General features: G+C 37.4%; 20 protein-coding genes. 12 read left to right on the plus strand and 8 right to left on the minus strand.

Annotation, left to right across the window (positions count from 1 at the left end; translation table 11 throughout):
* Positions 1 to 146: 146 nt before the first annotated feature.
* On the minus strand, positions 147 to 1832 hold the full coding sequence (locus tag Q7J54_08090) for an ATP-dependent DNA ligase (protein ID MDO8741494.1): 1686 nt from the start codon (positions 1830 to 1832) through the stop codon (positions 147 to 149).
* Between the two features lie 67 nt (positions 1833 to 1899).
* On the opposite strand from Q7J54_08090, the gene Q7J54_08095 reads away from it, so the two are divergent.
* Positions 1900 to 2607: a nitroreductase family protein gene (locus tag Q7J54_08095; protein MDO8741495.1), complete on the plus strand. Its 708-nt coding sequence runs from the start codon at positions 1900 to 1902 to the stop codon at positions 2605 to 2607.
* On the opposite strand, the gene Q7J54_08100 is transcribed toward Q7J54_08095, so the two are convergent.
* From Q7J54_08100 to Q7J54_08110, 3 genes are all read right to left on the minus strand, one after another.
* Positions 2608 to 2895, minus strand: coding sequence for a hypothetical protein (locus tag Q7J54_08100; GenBank protein MDO8741496.1), 288 nt, complete (start codon positions 2893 to 2895; stop codon positions 2608 to 2610).
* 81 nt (positions 2896 to 2976) lie between these two features.
* Positions 2977 to 3321 (minus strand): peptidyl-tRNA hydrolase Pth2, encoded by a 345-nt coding sequence (gene pth2, locus Q7J54_08105; GenBank protein MDO8741497.1) that lies wholly within the window; start codon positions 3319 to 3321, stop codon positions 2977 to 2979.
* A 1-nt stretch (position 3322) separates the two neighbouring features.
* A complete protein-coding gene (locus Q7J54_08110) occupies positions 3323 to 3919 on the minus strand; it encodes a VIT1/CCC1 transporter family protein (protein MDO8741498.1) in 597 nt (198 codons plus the stop codon).
* Between the two features lie 109 nt (positions 3920 to 4028).
* Here Q7J54_08110 and thrS point away from each other — a divergent pair, with 109 nt between their 5' ends.
* Positions 4029 to 5948 carry a threonine--tRNA ligase gene (thrS, locus tag Q7J54_08115; GenBank protein MDO8741499.1) on the plus strand — a complete coding sequence of 640 codons (1920 nt, stop codon included), beginning with the start codon at positions 4029 to 4031 and terminating at the stop codon, positions 5946 to 5948.
* Positions 5949 to 5957: 9 nt separating this feature from the next.
* Here the strand turns inward: thrS and Q7J54_08120 are convergent, their stop codons facing one another.
* From Q7J54_08120 to Q7J54_08135, 4 genes are all read right to left on the minus strand, one after another.
* Positions 5958 to 6275: a hypothetical protein gene (locus Q7J54_08120; protein ID MDO8741500.1), complete on the minus strand. Its 318-nt coding sequence runs from the start codon at positions 6273 to 6275 to the stop codon at positions 5958 to 5960.
* A complete protein-coding gene (locus Q7J54_08125) occupies positions 6254 to 6532 on the minus strand; it encodes a hypothetical protein (protein ID MDO8741501.1) in 279 nt (92 codons plus the stop codon). Before Q7J54_08125 ends, Q7J54_08120 begins: the two co-directional genes overlap by 22 nt.
* Positions 6533 to 6654: 122 nt before the next feature.
* A complete protein-coding gene (locus Q7J54_08130) occupies positions 6655 to 6999 on the minus strand; it encodes a type II toxin-antitoxin system PemK/MazF family toxin (protein ID MDO8741502.1) in 345 nt (114 codons plus the stop codon).
* Positions 7000 to 7001: 2 nt separating this feature from the next.
* Entirely contained in the window at positions 7002 to 7226 is a 225-nt protein-coding gene (locus tag Q7J54_08135) for a hypothetical protein (GenBank protein ID MDO8741503.1), read from the minus strand.
* Between the two features lie 144 nt (positions 7227 to 7370).
* On the opposite strand from Q7J54_08135, the gene Q7J54_08140 reads away from it, so the two are divergent.
* The 10 genes from Q7J54_08140 to Q7J54_08185 form a co-directional block, all read left to right on the plus strand.
* Positions 7371 to 8723 carry a signal recognition particle protein Srp54 gene (locus Q7J54_08140; GenBank protein MDO8741504.1) on the plus strand — a complete coding sequence of 451 codons (1353 nt, stop codon included), beginning with the start codon at positions 7371 to 7373 and terminating at the stop codon, positions 8721 to 8723.
* A 238-nt stretch (positions 8724 to 8961) separates the two neighbouring features.
* Complete coding sequence (locus Q7J54_08145) at positions 8962 to 11550, plus strand: ATP-dependent helicase (GenBank protein MDO8741505.1); 2589 nt, start codon at positions 8962 to 8964, stop codon at positions 11548 to 11550.
* 42 nt (positions 11551 to 11592) lie between these two features.
* Positions 11593 to 12687, plus strand: a complete 1095-nt coding sequence (locus tag Q7J54_08150; GenBank protein MDO8741506.1) for a hypothetical protein — start codon at positions 11593 to 11595, stop codon at positions 12685 to 12687.
* Between the two features lie 46 nt (positions 12688 to 12733).
* The gene (locus tag Q7J54_08155) at positions 12734 to 15532 is read left to right on the plus strand and encodes a CARDB domain-containing protein (protein ID MDO8741507.1); all 2799 of its coding nucleotides are present in this window, start codon (positions 12734 to 12736) and stop codon (positions 15530 to 15532) included.
* 1 nt (position 15533) lies between these two features.
* Positions 15534 to 16139: a hypothetical protein gene (locus Q7J54_08160; protein MDO8741508.1), complete on the plus strand. Its 606-nt coding sequence runs from the start codon at positions 15534 to 15536 to the stop codon at positions 16137 to 16139.
* Positions 16140 to 16181: 42 nt separating this feature from the next.
* The gene (gene nth / locus Q7J54_08165) at positions 16182 to 16844 is read left to right on the plus strand and encodes an endonuclease III (GenBank protein MDO8741509.1); all 663 of its coding nucleotides are present in this window, start codon (positions 16182 to 16184) and stop codon (positions 16842 to 16844) included.
* A complete protein-coding gene (locus Q7J54_08170; protein ID MDO8741510.1) occupies positions 16841 to 17578 on the plus strand; it encodes a metallophosphoesterase in 738 nt (245 codons plus the stop codon). The genes nth and Q7J54_08170 overlap by 4 nt, the downstream gene beginning before the upstream one ends.
* 249 nt (positions 17579 to 17827) lie before the next feature.
* On the plus strand, positions 17828 to 18001 hold the full coding sequence (locus Q7J54_08175) for a hypothetical protein (protein MDO8741511.1): 174 nt from the start codon (positions 17828 to 17830) through the stop codon (positions 17999 to 18001).
* A complete protein-coding gene (locus tag Q7J54_08180; protein MDO8741512.1) occupies positions 17998 to 19707 on the plus strand; it encodes a hypothetical protein in 1710 nt (569 codons plus the stop codon). Before Q7J54_08175 ends, Q7J54_08180 begins: the two co-directional genes overlap by 4 nt.
* A 33-nt stretch (positions 19708 to 19740) precedes the next feature.
* Positions 19741 to 20082 (plus strand): hypothetical protein (locus Q7J54_08185; protein ID MDO8741513.1); only part of this gene is annotated, 342 nt, incomplete at its 3' end.

Here is a 20082-nt window from a genome sequence, read left to right on the forward strand (position 1 = left end):
ACATCAAAATTCCGCCATTCTGAATGAATGGTGGTTTATAACCAAAACATTATTCAGTGGAATTTTGACTGTGCTCAAAAACCACCTAATGCTATGAATGGCGGCAAATGCCATCTATCTATGATGAGTGGTTTTTGACATAGAACTTACCTGATTTGTTTTTTGCCTCTCTGGCTCCCATAAATCTTCTCAACAATCTTCATATCTGCTATCTCATCAACCGGCTTTTCAGGCCTGTACCTCAAAACTCGGGGAAATCTCAAAGCATAGCCGCTCGTATAAGTTGGGCTTTTCTGTATTTCTTCATAGCCGACTTCTATCACAATCTGCGGCTTTATAGCAACTTCCTTGCCTTTCTGGGAAATTATCAATGGCTTAAGAATCTTGGTCAGCTGCTCAAATGTTACTCCTTCCTCCTCTTTCTCCTTCATTCCTGTGCTTACCTTGCCGATTTCAATCAGCTTCCCATCCTTCTCGCATGCCACTGTATAGCTGCTCAGCCATTTGGCTCTTTTGCCCTCTCCCCATTCAGCTCCAACAATCACAAGGTCAAGCGGCTCAAGCACTTCCTTCAGCTTACACCACCCATCAACATATCTGCCAGGCTTGTAAAGGGAATTTACATTTTTAAGCATAACTCCTTCAACACCTGAATCAAGTGCTTCTTTATAGAATTTCTCTGCTTTTTTATCATCATCAGTTATAAGCTTTTTAGTCAGAATTATTTTGCCTTTTTCTTCTTTCATAATTTTTTCAATAACCTCTCTTCGCTTCAATAAAGGAAGCTCCATCAAATCTTTTCCCTCATAATACATTGCATCAAACACATTAAGCTCAACTGGGAATTTCCTTGCCATATCTTCAATGTCATATTTTCTCTTTATCCTCTGCGATATTGACTGGAACGGAAGGCATTTCCCTGTTTTCCTTTCATAGCCAACTGCCTCGGCATCAATTATAAAGCTCTTCCCCTTAACATTTTCTTTTACAGCTTTCACAACATCGGGGAATTGCGCAGTCACGTTTTCCATTCTCCGTGTAAATAACAAAATTGCTTTTCCATCGAAATGGACCTGCAGCCTGAAGCCATCAAGCTTGTATTCCAGCTGCATTGGCCTTCCCACTGCTTCAAACGCTTCTTCAATGCTTTTAACAAGAACCGCCAGCATTACTTTTAATGGCCTGCCTGGCTTTAGCTGTATTTTTCCAAGCTTGTTTTCCTTTGCAAGCACAGCAGTTTCGCCGTAATCAACTAACAGGTTAAACGTTGCTTCAACATCTTCAACATTTCTGCCAAATGCCTTTGCAATCGCATCCCTTATAATGCCGCCCGCTGTTCCCACTCGTAATTCTTCCAAAATCATTTTTACTATATATTTAGCTTCAGGCGGCTTTGCATTGCTCACCAGCTCTGTAACTAATGAGATTTTTCTTGCAACTGTTCCCTCGCCTTCCATTTCCGCCAGCTTTCTTATATTCGACAAAACATCGCTTACGCTTAATTCCCTTGCATGCAATGCAGACTGCATTCTCTTCGCCATCAGTTCTTCTGCAACAATGCCGAGATCCCCTTTCCTGCTCCATAGGCTTTCCACTTCCTTGGCGCTTGCTCCGCTTACGCTTGCTATTGCCTTAATCACCAGCCTATTGCTGAAGCCGATTTTCCTTTCATCCCATTCAGGGAAAACCCTGCCTTCAAGCAGATAAACTATATCCTTCAGGTCATCGGATTTTGCTTTTTTAAGAATCTCCTCGATAATTGCTGTTTTTTCAAGGTGTTTTGTTGTTGCTTCAAGCTTTTCATAGATTTCAACTAATTCGGAATATTTCATATCAATAAATATAAATATAAGTAATATTTAAATATTCTCTAAAGAAGATCATATAAAAAGAGGTAAAATGGACATTTTCGAATGCATAAGGACAAGGCGTTCTGTCAGAAAGTACTTGACTATCCCTGTTGAATGGGATAAAATCGGGCAGATAGTAGATTCTGCGAGATATGCCCCGTCTTCTGGAAACTTACAGAATTGGAAGTTCATTGTTGTTACTGAAGCTGATAAAAGAAGGGCATTGGCAGAAGCCTCTCTGCAGCAGTACTGGATGGCTGATGCTCCTATTCATATTGTCGTTTGCACTGTTTTGGAAAGGGCTGTCCAGTTCTATGGGGTAAGAGGAGAAAGATTGTATTCAATACAGAATTGCGCAGCTGCAGTTGAAAACATGCTGTTGGCAGCGAATGCCCTTGGCCTTGGCGCATGCTGGGTCGGCGCATTTGAAGAGGAAGCTGTAAAAAGAACATGCGGCATTCCGGATTATGCAAGGCCGCAGGCGATTATTACAGTAGGATATGCCGATGAAAAGCCTCCTGAGCCATTGCGATATACTATTGAAAATGTTGTTTTCATTGAGAGATATTTAAAAAGAATAACTGATGTTGATGCTGTAATGGAGTGGTATGGCCCCAGGATAAAAAGAACTTTCAATGCAGGAAAAGATCTGATCGAGAAGGGTGTTGAAAAGGGAGCATCTGCAGCTGAAGCTGCTTCCAGGAATATTTTTGAAAAGTTAAAGCACCACATAAACAAAATGAAGAAAAAGAAATAACTACTCTTCTTCCTCGAACAAGAAATTAACTGCAGAATCAATCATCTTCTTAATGGAAAATGTACTCTTCTTTTTGTGGTTGTTCCTGCCGTTTGATATCAGATAAACATAAGAGAATGAATTTAAAACAAACAAAACATTGACAATAGGTATGATGTACATCGGAATAAGGATGACATTAAAATTAAAGATCTGGGCAATGCTTACAATAAGGTTGAATGGGTTGATTGCAAGTATTAAGCTTAACACCCCAAACACAACCAATGTTGCGAACATGAATTTTTTCATAATTTAAGGAAAAAGCCACTCATTTATAAATCTTATGGTGAAATTGAAGAAACAAGTAAAGCAATCATTTAAGGAATAAAATCACAGCATCTTCAGCTTTCCAGTTATCTTGTCTATCTTCTCTTCCTTATCCGGCCCAATTCCTAAGCACGTTATTGTCCCCGGCTCTACAACAGTTCTGCCGGCATCTGTTATCAAAGCAGAAACTAAGTCTGCATCCTGCGCTTCTTCCCTGTATTTTTTTAATTCATCCAGATCCTTGACTTTCAGAACAACCTTCTTCATCCCTTCATCTTTCCACTTCGCAATATCACCTTTATGAGATTTAAGAAGAGAAGCAACAGAGGCATGGGCTACCTGGGCTGCTAATTTTCCCTTGGGCAATTGAAGATCTTCCCTGACCAAAATAACCTGCTTGTATGTCATTTTATACTCCTGCAAATTTTTCAACAAAAAATATGATTATTGTGCATACTATTCCTGCAGCAATCATTTTCATTCCTTCTTTAAATACGTTTTCTTTTGAAATAGTGCCGAGGAATGCTCCCACTAAAAACAAGAATAACACAGCCAGGGCAAAAGACAGGTAATATGCCAAAGCCATGCTGCTTGTTATAAAAAACGGCATAATGATTATTATTGCTATCAGAAACGGCGAAAGCCCGTCAATTGCTGCAAGCGCGAACGTGGCAAAGCTGTGCGCGCTCTGAATCTGCGATTCTTTAAGAAACATGCCCACGCTTTTTTCAAGCTTCTTTATTTTTCTCGTTCTCTCTGCCTTCTCTGTGATGAATGTCCCGTAAAATCCTGAAACTGCTATTGCTACTGCTATTCCCAATGATGCTGTTATCACCGTGCTTCTTGACTGTATATCCGCGAAAAAGCTTGCCAAAAGAATTCCAAGGATCGCAAGAACACCGTCAAAGCTGTTCATTGCCAGATATCTTCTTGCTATTTCATCTATCTCAGCTATTTTGTTGAACTGCTTAATTTTGAATAATGCCCTGTTTATCCTTGTTTTCATTTTATCACGAATGAATCTGTGAAAAGTCTCGCTTAAAAAGGTTACTAATTCCCTTGCTTATCCAAACAAACTAAAAATTTATAAATGTGAGAATAAAAAAGCCAGTAACATGATGCAAATAACCTTTCCGGATGGAACAAAGAGAGAATACAAAGAAGGCATAACTCCGATAGAAATAATCAAAAAGGACATCGGAGAAGGATTAGCGAGAGCCGCATTGGCTGCAAAGATAAATGATAAACTAATAGATTTAAACACTCCGATAAAAGAATCATGCAGCTTCAAAGTCATAACTTTCAAAGACAAGGAAGGTGTGGAAATTTTCAGGCACAGCACAGCGCATGTTTTGGCTCATGCTGTTATTCAGCTTTTTCCTAAAGTAAAGCCGACCATAGGCCCTGTTGTTGAGGAAGGCTTCTATTATGATTTTGACGCAGATCCGTTCAAGCCGGAAGACATAAAGAAAATAGAAGAGAAGATGCACAACATTGTAAATCAGGATCTGCCTTTTGAAAGAATAGAATTGACAAAGGCAGAAGCGCAGAAATTATTCAAAAACAACCCATACAAGCTTGAACTGATTGAAGAGTTTGGCAAAGATTTGACTGCTTACAGACAGGGCGATTTTATAGATTTGTGCCGCGGCCCTCATGTTTCATCAACAGGAAAAATAAAAGCATTCAAATTGACAAAAATTGCAGGAGCATATTGGAGAGGCGACATTAAAAACAAGCAATTGCAGAGAGTCTATGGAATAAGCTTCCCTGACTCCAAAGAACTTAATGATTATCTTAAGATGATCGAGGAAGCTAAGAAAAGAGACCATACAATAATCGGAAAGCAGCTCGACTTGTTTTCAATTCATGAAGAAGGCCCTGGATTTACTTTCTGGCACAATAATGGAATGATTCTCAGAAACAAGCTTATTGATTATTGGAGAGAAGAGCACAGGAAAGCAGGATATATTGAAGTATCCACTCCTACAATGCTGAACAGAGTGCTGTGGGAGAAAAGCGGGCATTGGAAGCTTTACCAGGATATGATGTATACAACAAGGATCGATGATCAGGATTATGCCATAAAGCCGATGAACTGCCCTGGAGGAATGCTGATTTACAAGACAAAGGTACATTCTTACAGAGAGATGCCTTTAAGAGTGGGCGAGCTTGGCCATGTCCATCGCCATGAATTAAGCGGAGTGCTGCACGGCTTGTTCAGGGTACGAGCTTTTACACAGGATGATGCGCATATATTCTGCATACCTGAGCAGCTTGAAGATGAGATAATAAATGTTATTTCATTAATCAAGAAAATGCTTGCTGTATTTGGCTTTGAAAAATATTTTTTTACTTTATCTGTAAGAAGCGAAGAGAAAAAAGACAAGTATCTCGGAGATGATACGGGCTGGAAGAAAGCAGAAGATTCATTGAAGAGTGCATTAAATAAATTAAAAATACCTTTCAATACATTGGCTGGAGAGGCAAAATTCTACGGCCCTTCATTGGATGTGCAGATAGCAGATGCTTTAGGCAGGAGATGGCAGTGCTCCACAATACAGGTTGACTTTAACCTTCCTGAAAGATTTGACATAACTTATGAAGGAAAGGATGGAAAGCAGCACAGGCCGTTTATACTACACAGAGTTGTTTATGGCAGCCTTGAAAGGTTTATTGGAGTTTTAATAGAGCATTTTGCAGGAAGATTCCCGTTGTGGATCAGCCCATCGCAGATCATAATCCTGACAGTTGCAGACAGGTTCAATGATTATGCTTTGGAATTGAAAAAGAAATTCGAGGAGCATGGCTTAAGAGCTGATATTGATTTGAGGGCAGAATCCATTCCAAAGAAAGTAAGGGATGCCCAGGTGCAGCAGATTCCATTGATCATAACTGTCGGCGAGAGGGAAATCAGGGACAAGACAATTTCAGTAAGGACATTGGACGGAAAGCTTGCGGATCTGAAGGTTGAAGATTTTATTAAAAAGGTCAAAGAGAATATTGAGAAGAAAGAGATAAGTGTGAAGTTTTAATAATATTTTTTATGTCAACTCTACTTTAAACGAATGCGCTGTCAGAGCTTCTATTCTTATTTTTTTACCAACTTTTGCTCCAAACTCATGAAGCGCATCAGGCAATGTCAGGCCCATGGAGTTTCCTATTTTTATTATCTTCCTTTCTGCATCCATAATCTGGTGCAATTGCTTTAATTTCGCATATTTTTCTGCCTGTTCCTTCGTCAATGTGGTAAAGCCGCATTTTGGGCAGACCATTGCTTCGGTTTCAAAATTGTCAAAAACCGTGGTTTTTTCTTCAAAATACCCCCCGCAATCGCATTTTATCTTCCTTTCTTTGGCCATGCTGTTTTCACCTCGATAAAATTGTCATGATACCTCACAATTACAGTGTAAGTCATATTTTCTTTGCCATAATATCTTTCAAAGCAAAGCTTGTTTGGCTCTTCGCATTTCTCATCAAACATTTTTCCTGTTCTTATTGTTTCCTCGATTTTATCTAAATCGAGATTCCAGTATTCTTGCCTGTCAAATAAATGTGGATCAAATGTGATCTCTGCTTTTGTCCTGTCTAATCTCTTTGCCAGCTCTTCTTTCCACATTATTTAAGCCTCTTTTGTTATAATGTATGTTATAACTACTATTTAAACATTTCGTTTTATAAATGTCAGAAATTTTCCCGACTATGGCGCCGAATTCTTGAAGCGCATTAGCCAAGAAGAAATTACTCCAGAGCCAAACTAACTTTAATTGCCAGGTTTATTTTGCTCATCATTTCTGCATTCAATGCGCTGATCTTTTTTATAATCCTTGATTTATCGATTGTTCTTATTTGATTCAATAATATCGTAGAATCTTCTTTCAAATTAGATTCCTTTCTTGTTATTGCAACATTTGTCGGGAATTCTTTGCTGAATATTTTGGAAGTGATGGGGGCCACAATTGTTGTTGGGCTGTACTCATTCCCAGTATCATTTTGTATAACAGCGGCTGGCCTGATTTTGCCTTGTTCAGATCCAGTAACAGGCTCTAAATTGACTAGTACAATATCGCCTCTTTTTATCAGCATTTTTATTTCCAAACTTTATCAGCATTTGACCATTCTTTGCTAACAGCCAAACTTTCTTTTGTCATTTCCTTGTAGCCTTCAATTAACAATGACTTCTGCTCTCTTTTGCATTTTTCAGCAACATTCATGAGATTTAAGATGACTTCTTCGTAAGTCTCTTTGCCTGTTTCTTTAAGCCTATCAAGTTCGTTTTTCACATCTTCGTGAATTTGAATTGTTGTTGTCATACATTCTATAGTATAACTATAGTATATAAACTTTTTGTTTTTTGTTTCTATAATGGAAAAAACAAAAACTTATTAGCTGGTGAAACTCGGAATAACAGGATTCAACCATAAACATTTATAAACCAAAACTCATTCTTATATCCTATGGTATTGGACAGCCTCGGCTCTGCACTGAGAAACACACTGCAGAAGATCACAAAAGCCCTTTTTGTAGATGAAAGACTGATCAATGAGCTGATAAAAGACATACAAAAAGCATTGCTGGCAGCAGATGTAAATGTAAAGCTTGTCTTTGATCTTACAAAGAAAATAAAGGAAAGGGCATTAAAAGAGGAAGCCCCATCGGGATTGACAAAGAAAGAATATCTGATAAAGATTGTTTATGACGAACTGGCCAATTTCCTGGGAGGAGAGGGCGCCAAAATAGACATTGTAAAGAGGCCTTTCAAAATAATGCTTGTTGGATTGTTCGGAAATGGAAAAACAACAACAGCCGGAAAATTGGCAAAATTCTTCCAGAAGCGCGGCTTGAAAATCGCAGTGGTCCAGACTGACACTTGGCGTCCGGCAGCATACGAACAGCTGGAGCAGCTGGCAAAGCAGATTAATGTTGATTTTTACGGGATAAAAAAAGAGAAAGATCCGATAAAAATCTATTCTGAATTTGAAAAAAACATAAAAAAATATGATATTGCCATCATAGACACAGCAGGAAGGGATGCGCTGTCTGAAGATCTGATCGAAGAACTAAATAAAATAAACAAAAAAATTCAGCCTGATGAAGTTCTGCTGACAATAGGCGGGGATTTGGGCCAGGCAGCTGAGTTGCAGGCAAAGAAATTCCATGAAACCTGCAATGTGACTGGTGTTATTGTTACAAAACTCGACGGCACAGCAAAAGGAGGCGGTGCATTAATTGCCTGCTCAGTTACAGGAGCCAAGGTTAAATTTATCGGCGTGGGAGAAAAAATAGATGCTTTGGAAGAATTCAAGCCGAAAAACTTTGTCGGAAGATTGCTCGGCATGGGTGACTTAGAAGCATTGCTGGAAAAAGCAAAAGATGCTATAACAGAAGAGGAAGCAAAGGATCTGGGCAAGAGATTTCTAAAGGGCGAATACAACCTTATTGACCTTTACGAGCAGATGGAAGCAATGTCCAAAATGGGGCCAATAAGCAAGGTAATGGAGATGATACCTGGATTTTCACAATTGCAATTGCCAAAAGACGTGCTGCAGGTGCAGGAAGGCAAGCTTAAGAAATGGCGGTATGTGATGAACTCGATGACTAAGGAAGAGCTTGAAGATCCTGAAATAATAGATTCTGCAAGAACAGAAAGAATAGCAAAAGGAAGCGGCTGCTCAACAAGCGTTGTAAGAGAGCTTGTAAAGCAGTACAAGCAGAGCAAAAAGCTCGTCAAGTTATTGAAGGGACAGGGATCTCCTGAAAAACTTATGAAGAAGTTCCAGGGCAAAATGCCAAAAGGGTTTAAGTTCTAAGATAGTTTCTGAAATAAAACAAAAAACAAGCTAAAATCTGTTTAGTCGTCCCCAAAATCGCCATCATCTTTATCGGGTTCACCATCTGGTTCTTCGCCATCTAAATATTGCATATTAGCACCCCCTATTGTTTAATGTTGTTCCAGCAGTATTGTCAGATTTATTTATAAATGTTTTGCTTTTCAGTTTCACAAATTTAAGACATATCTTTTTAAACCTGTTTCCATTCTTTCTCATAATGCTCGAATTCAAGGAAAAGCCAAACACAGCCGAGGAAATAGACAATATTTTAAACCCTATTGTAAAAAAATGGTTTTACAGCAGATTCAAGGCTTATTCCCTGCCGCAGTTGTATGGTGTTATGGAAATACACAGCAGGAAAAATATCCTGATTTCAGCTCCGACAGGAGCAACAAAAACATTAACTGGATTCCTGTCAATTTTAAACGAGCTTGTTGATTCCTCTGAAAAAAGCATTCTGGAAGACAAGATATACTGCATTTACATTTCGCCTTTGAAGGCATTGTCAAATGACATTCTTGTAAACCTTGTGCAGCCATTGAAAGAAATGGAAGCAATAGCAGATAAAAAATTAAACATCAGGGTTGGAGTCAGAACAGGCGATACAACAGCAGCAGAGAAATCAAAGATGCTCAAAACCCCGCCGCACATATTGATAACCACTCCCGAAAGCCTTGCATTAATGCTTTCTTCTTCAAAATTTGTAGAGCATCTTAAAAATGTGCAGTGGTGCATTATTGATGAGATCCATGCACTGGCTGAGAACAAGCGCGGAGTTCATCTTTCTTTGTCAGTTGAAAGGCTGGCAGCATTATCCTCGCATATGACAAGAATCGGATTATCTGCTACAATTTCTCCTCTAGAAGAGATTGCAAAATTTCTTGTTGGCTATGATGAAGGAAAAGTTAGAGATTGTGTTATTGTTGATGTACAGTTCATAAAAGAATTGGATTTAAAAGTTTTATCTCCTGTTGAAAATTTGATTGACATTGAATATGCATATATGCATGACGCGCTTTATACTTTAATAGACAAGCTTGTGCAGGATCACAAAACAACACTGATATTTACAAATACAAGGAGCGCAACTGAAAGAGTTGTCGATCACCTGAAAGAAAAATTTCCTAAAAATTATACAGAAAACATTGGTGCGCATCATGGCAGCCTGAGCAAATTCCTGAGGCAAAACATTGAGCAAAGATTAAGGGAAGGAAAAATAAAGGTTGTTGTCTGCTCAACCTCGCTTGAATTAGGCATAGACATCGGCTTTATTGATTTGGTGATTCTTCTCGGCTCTCCTAAATCGGTTGCCAGGGCATTGCAGAGAACAGGAAGAAGCGGCCACCAGTTGCATTCCAAAACAATGGGCAGGATAATTGTGCTTGACAGGGATGATCTGATAGAATGCGCTGTTCTGCTTAAATCTGCAGTTGAAAGAAAAATAGACAAGATACATATTCCGGTTAACTGCCTTGATGTCCTTGCGCAGCAGATATTTGGCATTGCAATTGCGGACAAGATCCAGATAAATGATTTGTTCAGGATGATAAGGTCATCATACTGCTATAAAGATCTTCCATGGGAGGATTTTCTCGAGATAATAAAATATCTTTCAGGGGAATTTGCAAGCCTGGAATCAAGGCACGTCTATGCAAAGATATGGCATGACAAGGAAACAGGAATGATCGGAAGAAGAGGCAGGCTCAGCAGAGTTCTTTATATGACGAATATCGGAACAATTCCTGAAGAAATGTTCATAACAGTAAAAGTTGGCGAGGAAACAATAGGCCATTTGGATGAAGGATTTTTGGAAAAATTAAGGCAGGGTGACAGTTTTGTTTTGGGCGGAAATGTTTATGAATTCAAGTTCAGCAGGGGAATGGTTGCCCAGGTTTCAGCCAGCGTGCACAGGCCGCCAACTATTCCGTCATGGATCAGCGAGATGCTGCCTTTATCTTTTGACCTTGCTCTCGATATCGGCAGATTCAGAAGATTGATGAGCGAGAAATTCTGCGCAAACAAAACAAAAGATGAAATACTCGAATTCATAAATTCCTATCTTTATGTTGACAAATATGCTGCTAACTCAATTTACGAATATTTCAGGGAGCAGTTTGAATATGCAACAATTCCAAGCGACAAAAGGATAATTGTAGAGCATTTCAATAATGAGAACGGCAGCCATTTGATATTTCATTCTTTGTTCGGAAGAAGGGTCAATGACTGCCTGTCAAGAGCCATCGCATATATCGCAGGGCAATTATCGCACCATGATGTTGAAATCGGAATGAATGACAACGGGTTTTTTATAAGAACTAAAAAAGGAATAAGTATTGAGCAGATAATCAAAGTCCTGAAAAAATCAAATTTTGATGAAATTGCAAAGCTTTCAATAGAGCAGACTGAAATTTTGAAGAGAAGATTCAGGCATTGCGCAGCGCGTGCTTTGATGATATTGAGGAATTACAAAGGCCATCAGAAAAGGGTTGGAAGGCAGCAGGTCAGCTCTATGATACTGATGTCTGCATTAAAAAGAATCAGCAACAATTTTCCGATATTGAAGGAAGCAAGACGGGAAGTTTTAGAGGATCTGATGGATGTCCAGAATGCAAAGCTCGTGATTGATCAGGTAAATGAAGGAAAAATAAAAATCGAGGAGATAACAACAACTGTGCCAAGCCCGTTTGCATTTAATCTGATCATACAGGGCTACACAGATGTTCTTAAGATGGAAGACAGAATGGAGTTTCTGAAGAGGATGCATCAGATGGTGATGGCGAAGATAGCGCTGAAGAAAAATGACTGAAATTAAAAACATTTAAATATATTGATAACCAAAAGAGGCATTATGTTCGAAAAATTCACCAAAAAGCCATTTAAAGACCGTTTAAAAGATACAGCCTTCTTATTTAAGAATTCCTTTACAATTATTGGCAAGGGCAGGGACATTAAAAAACCAACAATCAATATGGTCATTTTTTCAGCATTAATTACGACATTGATATTTGGTTCTATCTTGCTCTTCATCCTTAAGTTTGTTTTGGCTGGAATATTTGTTTTGCTTTTTGCTGTTCTTATTTTGATTCCTTTCAGATTTTTCTATAATGTCCGCCAAAAGGCAGATCAAAGCTGGCTTGTTTATAGCACATTGTGCGGCAAGGATATAAGCTACAAGGATGCTCATCTTCACACAAGGTCTGAAAAATGGAAGTTAAGATTAATCGCTTTTGTTGATATTTTAATGAGATATGCAGGAAGCCAAAGAGGTGAGAAGAAGGGCATTCTTGGCTTTTTAATTAATTTATTTCTTACTGTATTAGTTGAAATTTGGGATTTGCTGAGCCATTACATGCTTCCAGCAGTCGTGATAGAGCAGAAGCCACTAAAAGATATTGTTCCGGAGCTTAAGGCCCTTAGAAATAATGTTCCTGCAGCATTAGCCGGTGTATTTGGAATAGACTTTGTAGGCAATGTTATAGGCCTTCTGCTTATTCCAATCTATTTGGTTTTTCTCGCAATCTCAGTAGGAATTGGCTATTTAATTTCATTAGTGACCCAAAATACCGCAATCACAATCAGCGGGTTTTCATTTTCATGGGTGCCGATTTTAATAATGATGTACATTATATTTATTATCGGAGGCATTCTTGGAAAATTTGTTGAATCGATTAAAGTGATTTATTTTACAATATTTTATACTTCAATAACAAGGCCAATGGCCATTATCCCATCTATACGAAATGAGCTAACAAATTATTTGTTAATGAAAAAATCAGATTTTGAACCACAATCGCCACGGGACCAATATATTGGCCAATTAACAGCTTATATTGAGCAATACATTAATAGCGGCCACTCAAGAGAGCAAATAAGACACTTTCTTCTAGCCAAGGGCTACCCTGCAAAAGATATTACTGCTGCATTCAATCTTGCGAAAAAGTAGTTTTCCGAAATATTTAAATAAAAGCATTGAAATAAGTAATTACCTGATGAAAAAAAGAGTGCTAGTATATATTCCGGTGTTTATTTTGTTATTTATACTTCTTTCTGCTCCTGTTAATGCTGGCTTTTGGGATTGGATTTTTAATAAAATCAGAACAGCAGGAAAAGCCTACTCAACTGGAAATGAATGTACCGATTCTGATGGTGGAATAAACTATTATAAATACGGTGTCCTTAACTTTACAATACCTCAATTCCCAGGAGAAACATTGCATCAGTATGATTTCTGCTTTAACAGCACCCTGCTGATAGAATATTACTGTACTGAAACTAATGAGTATGCTGAGATTAATTACAAATGCCCCAATGGCTGCAAAGATGGTGCTTGTCTGCAGCAGCAAATAACCCAAAAACCAGATCTAATAGTTTCTAACATAAACTTCAATTTTTTAACTACTCGTTCACCTTATGTAGCGCATGTTGAGATAATACTGACTATAAAGAACATTGGAAATGCGCCACTTACAGGGAGTTTTTCAGTTCTTGTGAGCATAAAGGACTCTGCTGGAGAACTTTTAGCTAGCTATGGTAGTTCTTATAGCCTCTCGCTTCAAACTAATGAAGAGAAGGTTTTACCTTCGGATGAGCAAATTTTCGATGAATATGGAAGCTATACTGTGAGTGTTAGGGTAGATTATAATTCCCAGGTAGATGAATTAAACGAAACTAATAATCGTTTGGATAAAATTTTAGATATTAGCGCTTGCACAGAATCATGGTCTTGCAGTGAATGGAGTAGCTGCGTAAATAATCAGCAAACAAGAACATGCACAGACGCAAATAATTGCGGAACAACTGCAAATAAGCCTGCAACAACACAAAGCTGCACATCTGCACAACTATGTACTGATTCTGACAATGGAAGAGATTACAATTCTAGAGGGACCGTTTATGGATTTTGTTACGATTGCAGTATTGTTGGCATTGGTTCAAATTCAGACGGTTGTATTGATACAAATAATCTAATGGAATTTTATTGTATTAACTCAACAGGATGGGTAAGAGAAACTGTAAATTGTCAATATACCTGCAAAGATGGTGCTTGCATAAATCAAACAATACAAACAAAACCAGACCTAACAGTTTTAGGAATTACAATTACTCCCTCAGCACCGAAAGTTAATGAAAATATTACCATTACTACAACAGTTAAGAATATCGGAAATTCAGCTGCCAGTACCCTCGGCATTGTAACGGAAAGTAACCCCTCGCCTGATTATATTAAAATATATGCTAATACAGGTACCCTACTGCCAGGTGAATTAATAGAATCAAAAATCATAGTAAGCTATAACAAGACAGATTCTTATCAAATAAAATCCACTGCAGATGCGTTTAATTCTATAGACGAATTAAATGAAAACAATAATGAACTAACAAAAACAATAACTGTAGCAACAACACCTCAAGCCTGTTCTGACGATACTTCTTACAATTCATGTTCATCAACAAAGCCAGTATATTGTGATAACGGAAATCTAGTCAATAAATGTTCTTTATGTGGTTGTGAAGAACCTTTAATTTGCCAAAGCGATGGAAGCTGTAAGCTCGGATTAGTGGATGCAAACCCCCCAATAATCTATTCTGAAAAAACAATAGTAACTCCTACTTCCGCAATGAAAGGCACAATATTTACAATAACTACTGGGGTTAGTGACGATTCATCTGGAGTTAATTTGGTAAAAGCCTATATTGAAAAGGGATCCACCGTAATAGCAGAAATAACACTTTATGACGATAGTGCTCATGGAGATGGAGCAGCCAATGATGGAATTTATGGAAATGTGTGGGATTCAAAAGATCAAATAGAAGGGACTTATGATATTGCTATATATGCTGAAGATAATGCTGGAAATTCTCTAACGGATGATAATGCAGCAAGTTTTGAAATAATCTCAGAGCAGCTTTGTAAAGAATTGATTCTGGGGCATAATAATAAAGATGCTGATAGAGTGAATATAGTTTTTGTAGGTTCGGGTTATACTAATTTTGATTATTTTAAAGACGGGATTACTAAGATGATTGATTTTGAATCAACTTCTGGAGGTCTAATGTCAGTTGAGCCTTTTAAATCAAATAAAAATAAATTTAATTTCTGGTATGTTGATGAAATTGGTGAGTGGAATGTTCCAAGAGAGAGTTGTGAACATGAAAATCTTCTATACAGTGATTATTTTTGTGAAGATGATTCTCTAAGGTTATTAGATTACTGTGCTTTAAGTAATAAACAATATTTCGGGGTGATCAATTTAGGATATGGTGGGGGTATGGCATGGAGTGGGGCCGGTATTCTTTCTCTACCCGAATCCGAAGGGGATGAAGAGTATAATGAAGAAGTAACATTTGTTCATGAGTTTGGTCATGCCTTTGGCTTATTGCATGATGAATATGCTCTATATGAAGAAAAGATTCCTGATAATTACTATGCAGACAAAAATTGTTTTATAGCTAGTTCAAAACAAGAATGTGAGGCAAATGCGCCATGGAGATATTTATATGGAAATGGTTGCGGAGAGAATGGTGTTGTCGACTGTATCCGCGGATATAATAATAATATACCCGAACCTATAGCAATTTGTAATGATCCGAACAATAATTGTTATACAGAAATATCTTGTTATGAGGGTTGTAGATATTATCAATATGGCATCTTCAGACCAAATTATAATACAGTTATGAGATGGCCCAGTGGTAGTTGGGTAACAAGTGGTAATTGGATAAATTCCTATGGCCCTTATAATGAAGATTTATTAAGTCAAAAACTGGCTGAATATAGTGGAGGTTAATATGAAAAATAAACTAAAATTAATTATCCTTGGGATTACCTTAATGTTTTTATTTGGGCTATTATTTGGCACAGTTATAGCTGTAAAAAATAAGATTTATGAATTAAATTTAGAATATAATAATGGGATAATTACTTCTAAAGAGATTGTTGTTAAACCTATTTCAATTCCTGAGAAGAGAATACAACCAACAATAGGATATAATTTGGAACTAATCTCTTTTAGTAATGAAATTCTAGATTCATTTAAATTTGAAATCCCTCTAACCATTTTTGTTGACAGGATTGATCCTCAAACAGGAGAAATGACTGGTGAGGCAATTCGATTAGATAAAACGGAGTTTATACTTAAAGTTCCTTACTTTAAAAACGGCAAGACAATTAATATTTACGACCCAAACAATACAAAGGTTCTTTCAGTAGATGTCGGCCATTTTGCAGTTACTTGCCCTAATAATATTTGTGAGCCAAATGAAAACTATAAGACCTGCCCTCAAGATTGTCCTTATATTAATAAAAACATATTTATTTTTGTAGTTATAGGAATAATTGCCATTATCATCTTTGTACTTATATGGATATATTTAAGAAAAAGTTCCCAACCATAAATTCTCGAAATATTTTTAAAGGGCTTGATTTTATTACTTAAAATGCCTAAAATAAAAAATATTGCTCTTATAATGGACCTGCTGAAAAAAGAATCCGAAAACTGGAAACATCCTTTTGTTTCGGAATGGGGCAGGATAGTTAGGGATCCGTTTACAACGCTGATCTCTTGTTTATTAAGTTTAAGGACAAAAGACAAGACAACAGCAGAAGCATCAATAAGATTATTGAAAAAATACAACACTCCTGAAAAAATATTAAAGCTGTCAAATAAAAAAATAGAGAAATTGATCTATCCAGTCGGATTTTACAGGACAAAGGCAAAAAGGATAAAAGAGATCTGCAGGGTTTTGATTAAAAGGTATAAAAGTAAAGTTCCAGATACATTCGATGAATTAATCAAATTAAAAGGCGTTGGGCCCAAAACAGCCTCAATTGTTGTTGTTTACGGATATAACAAGCCAGACCACATTCCAGTTGATACGCACGTTCATCAGATTGCCAACAGGCTCGGATGGGTAAATACAAAAACACCTGAAAAAACCCAGCCAGCGCTTGAAAAAATAATTCCTAAGAAATACTGGTATGACTTAAACGAGCTTTTTGTCCGGTTCGGGCAGAATATCTGCGTTCCAGTTTCGCCATTCTGCTCAAGATGCCCGATAAGCAAATACTGCCCGAGAATCGGGGTGAAAAGAAGCAGATGAAAATCGCAGACAATATTGAAATCTTTGATCTTGCACTTTATTTGATTAAAGAAAAAACTTTGGTATTTGCAGACTTCCACATAGGATATGAAGAAGCATTGAACAAAGAAGGTGTTTTAATTCCAAGATTCCAATTGAAAGAAACGCTTGAAAGATTGGAAAGGATTTTTTTAAATCTTAAAAAAAATAAAAAAGAAATTAATAAAATAATAGTGAATGGCGATCTAAAGCACGAGTTCGGAACAATATCCGAGCAGGAATGGCGGGATGCATTAAAGCTGCTGGATTTTTTGAATAAATATTGCAAAGAAATTGTCTTAATTAAAGGCAATCATGACACGATACTGGGGCCTATTGCAGATAAAAGGAATTTGGAAATAATTAATTTTCTGAAAATAAATGGCATTTTAATAATCCATGGCGATAAAACAAATAAAAACATCGAAATCCTGATTAAAAAATCCAAAATAATAGTTATCGCGCATGAGCATCCTGCTGTTTCTTTAAAAGAAGGCGGCCGCGTAGAAACATTCAAATGCTTTCTGAAGGGAAAATATAAAAAGAAAACTTTGATTGTGCAGCCCTCTTTCAATCTTGTTACAGAAGGGGCAGATGTTGCAAAAGAAAAATTATTGAGCCCTTTTCTGCAACAGAAGTTGGATGATTTTGAAGTCTATGTCATTGCCGACAAGGTTTATTATTTTGAGAGATTGAAAAACATTGTGAAATTCTGAAATAGGCTCACGTTAAATTCTAAAATAGAAAGCTTTATTAATAAATAAAATATTAAAAAAATTAATATAATTATTAATAACATGTATGGATTATTGAGAAATAAAAACATTTAAATATTAATAGAATAAATAATATGAAAAATATTTAAAATATTAATATAATGAAAATAGAAACATTTAAATACTAATATATCAGATAATATAAAAAATAAATAAAATTTTAATAAAAATCATATTTGTAATACTAATATGGTAAAAATACAGCAACTGCCGAATGGACAGCTTATGATTACAGTACCCAAAAGGCTAGCCGAGCTCAAGGGCTGGCAGAAAGGGACTGTTGTGATTTTCAGGGATCATTCTTTTTCATCATTCATAATCGAAGTTGAGAACAAAGAGCTAAAAAAGAAAGGTGTAAAATGAAATTCGAAATAAATATCGCAAAAAAACATCTATATTACTTAATTGGATTAGTTGTTTTTGTTTTCATAATTGGAATTGCAATGGCACAGACCGCTGCCAATAATCCAGGACATCCTGCAGAACAGATTGATGAAGGGACGATTGCTGGAACTTTGACTATTGCTGGAGGAAATGTTGGGATTGGGATGACGAGTCCTGGGGAGATGTTGGATGTAAATGGCAACATTCGGGCAAAATCCACAGGTCACTCATCTTTGTATATTGATGCTGGTACTAATAAATTTCCTCAATTTGTATTCGCTGTAAATGGGGTTAACAAATGGAACATATATAGTGATTATGCAAATTCTGATATTTTACGTATCACCAATCCGGCTACTGCAGTTACTGTTATGGCTCTACAACAAAACGGCAACATCGGCATCGGAACAACAAGCCCAGACCAAGCACTCCAAGTTATTGGTAAAGCAAGGATTGGTGGCGTCACAAGTTCTAATACTGTGTTAATTGATACCAATGCCATAGATGCTTTACTTAATGGTGTTTCTACAACTTTTTATATAAACCACTTGGGCACAGGTAATGTTATTATAGATGGTGGTGGCAACGTCGGCATCGGGACAGCAAGCCCTGCTGAAAAATTGCACGTAACTGGCGGAAATTTGGCTATTGGAGAAACAAGCGGCGGAACAACAAGGGCATTGAAGTTTTTTGATGGAACTGCTACAACTTTCTCCTCTATTATAAACCCAAGCTCTGCAGGATTGCGTTTTTTAACTAACAATGACAATATAGATGCTATGTCTATCTTATCAAACGGCAATGTCGGCATCGGGACGACGAGCCCTACATCAGGTGTAAAATTAGAGGTAGTCGGAGCAAACTCAAAATTTCAATTGACAGACACGGGTTTTCTATACGGCGGGTATAATGGCGCTGGCTCATTTTCGATTGCGCCAGGTTCATGGAGCAATGGTAATTTGATTTTAAATGCGGCTGGTAGCGGTAACATTATATTGGGCAACAGTGTTGGCAGCGTCGGCATTGGAACATCAAGCCCTAGCTCTAAGTTGGATGTTAGAGGCAAGGTTTATGTTTACAACGCGGGGCAAGATGCCCAGTTGATGCTGGATTCCAATACTAACCAGGCAATTTTACAGGGTCCATCCAGCAGAGGTTTAGGTTTTCAGCTTACCGGAGCCAGTGGTGAAAATAGCAGATTTTTCTTTAGAAATATTGTTGGTACAGACCTCATGTATATCGCTGATGCAGGCAACGTCGGCATCGGAACATCAAGCCCTACAGCTGCACTTTATGTGCAACCATCATCTTCTGAAGATGAAGCATTAAAACTTAGACCAAAATCAGGATTATCTGGGTATACTCTCACATTCCTACTTGATGATACTGCCGCGTATATTACCCATGATTCAGCTTTAAGAAAGCTTATTCTTGGGGCAAATAATCTTAATACTCTTACAATGGATGCATCCGGCAATGTTGGCATAGGAACAACGAGCCCTTCAGTAAAATTGCAGGTAGCAGGGACAGTCAAGGCAACAGCATTCAATACAGGGGATATTGTTTTCAACAAAGACGATAAGCCTGTATGGAGAATGTTTGAAGATGAAGAGGGATTGTACTTGGAGAGCTTAAAGACAGGTGAAACATACAAATTTTTATTGCAAAAGATCGAGAGAAAATAAAAACTGTTGATAAATAATAAAAGAGGGTATAAAATGAAATTAGAACTAAATATTGCAAAAAAGCACATATACTACATATTGGGATTTGTTGTTTTTGTTTTTATTGTTGGAATTGCAATAGCACAGACCGCTGTCAACAACCCAGGGCATCCTGCAGAACAGATTGATGAAGGGACGATTGCAGGGACTTTGACCATATCAAATAATGCTGTTGGCATCGGGACAACGAATCCGAGAGGAAGACTTCAGATAGGAGATTTATCTTCTACATTGGGATTACCTACTTATCCTGGCGATATAATACTTGATAAAGACCCAGGCGGTTCTAATGGCATAGGAGGAATAGAATTTAGATCTTCTGTTAGCGCAGGCGGT

Source organism: Candidatus Woesearchaeota archaeon (assembly GCA_030651135.1).
Classification (GTDB): Archaea; Nanobdellota; Nanobdellia; order Woesearchaeales; family JACPBO01; genus JACPBO01.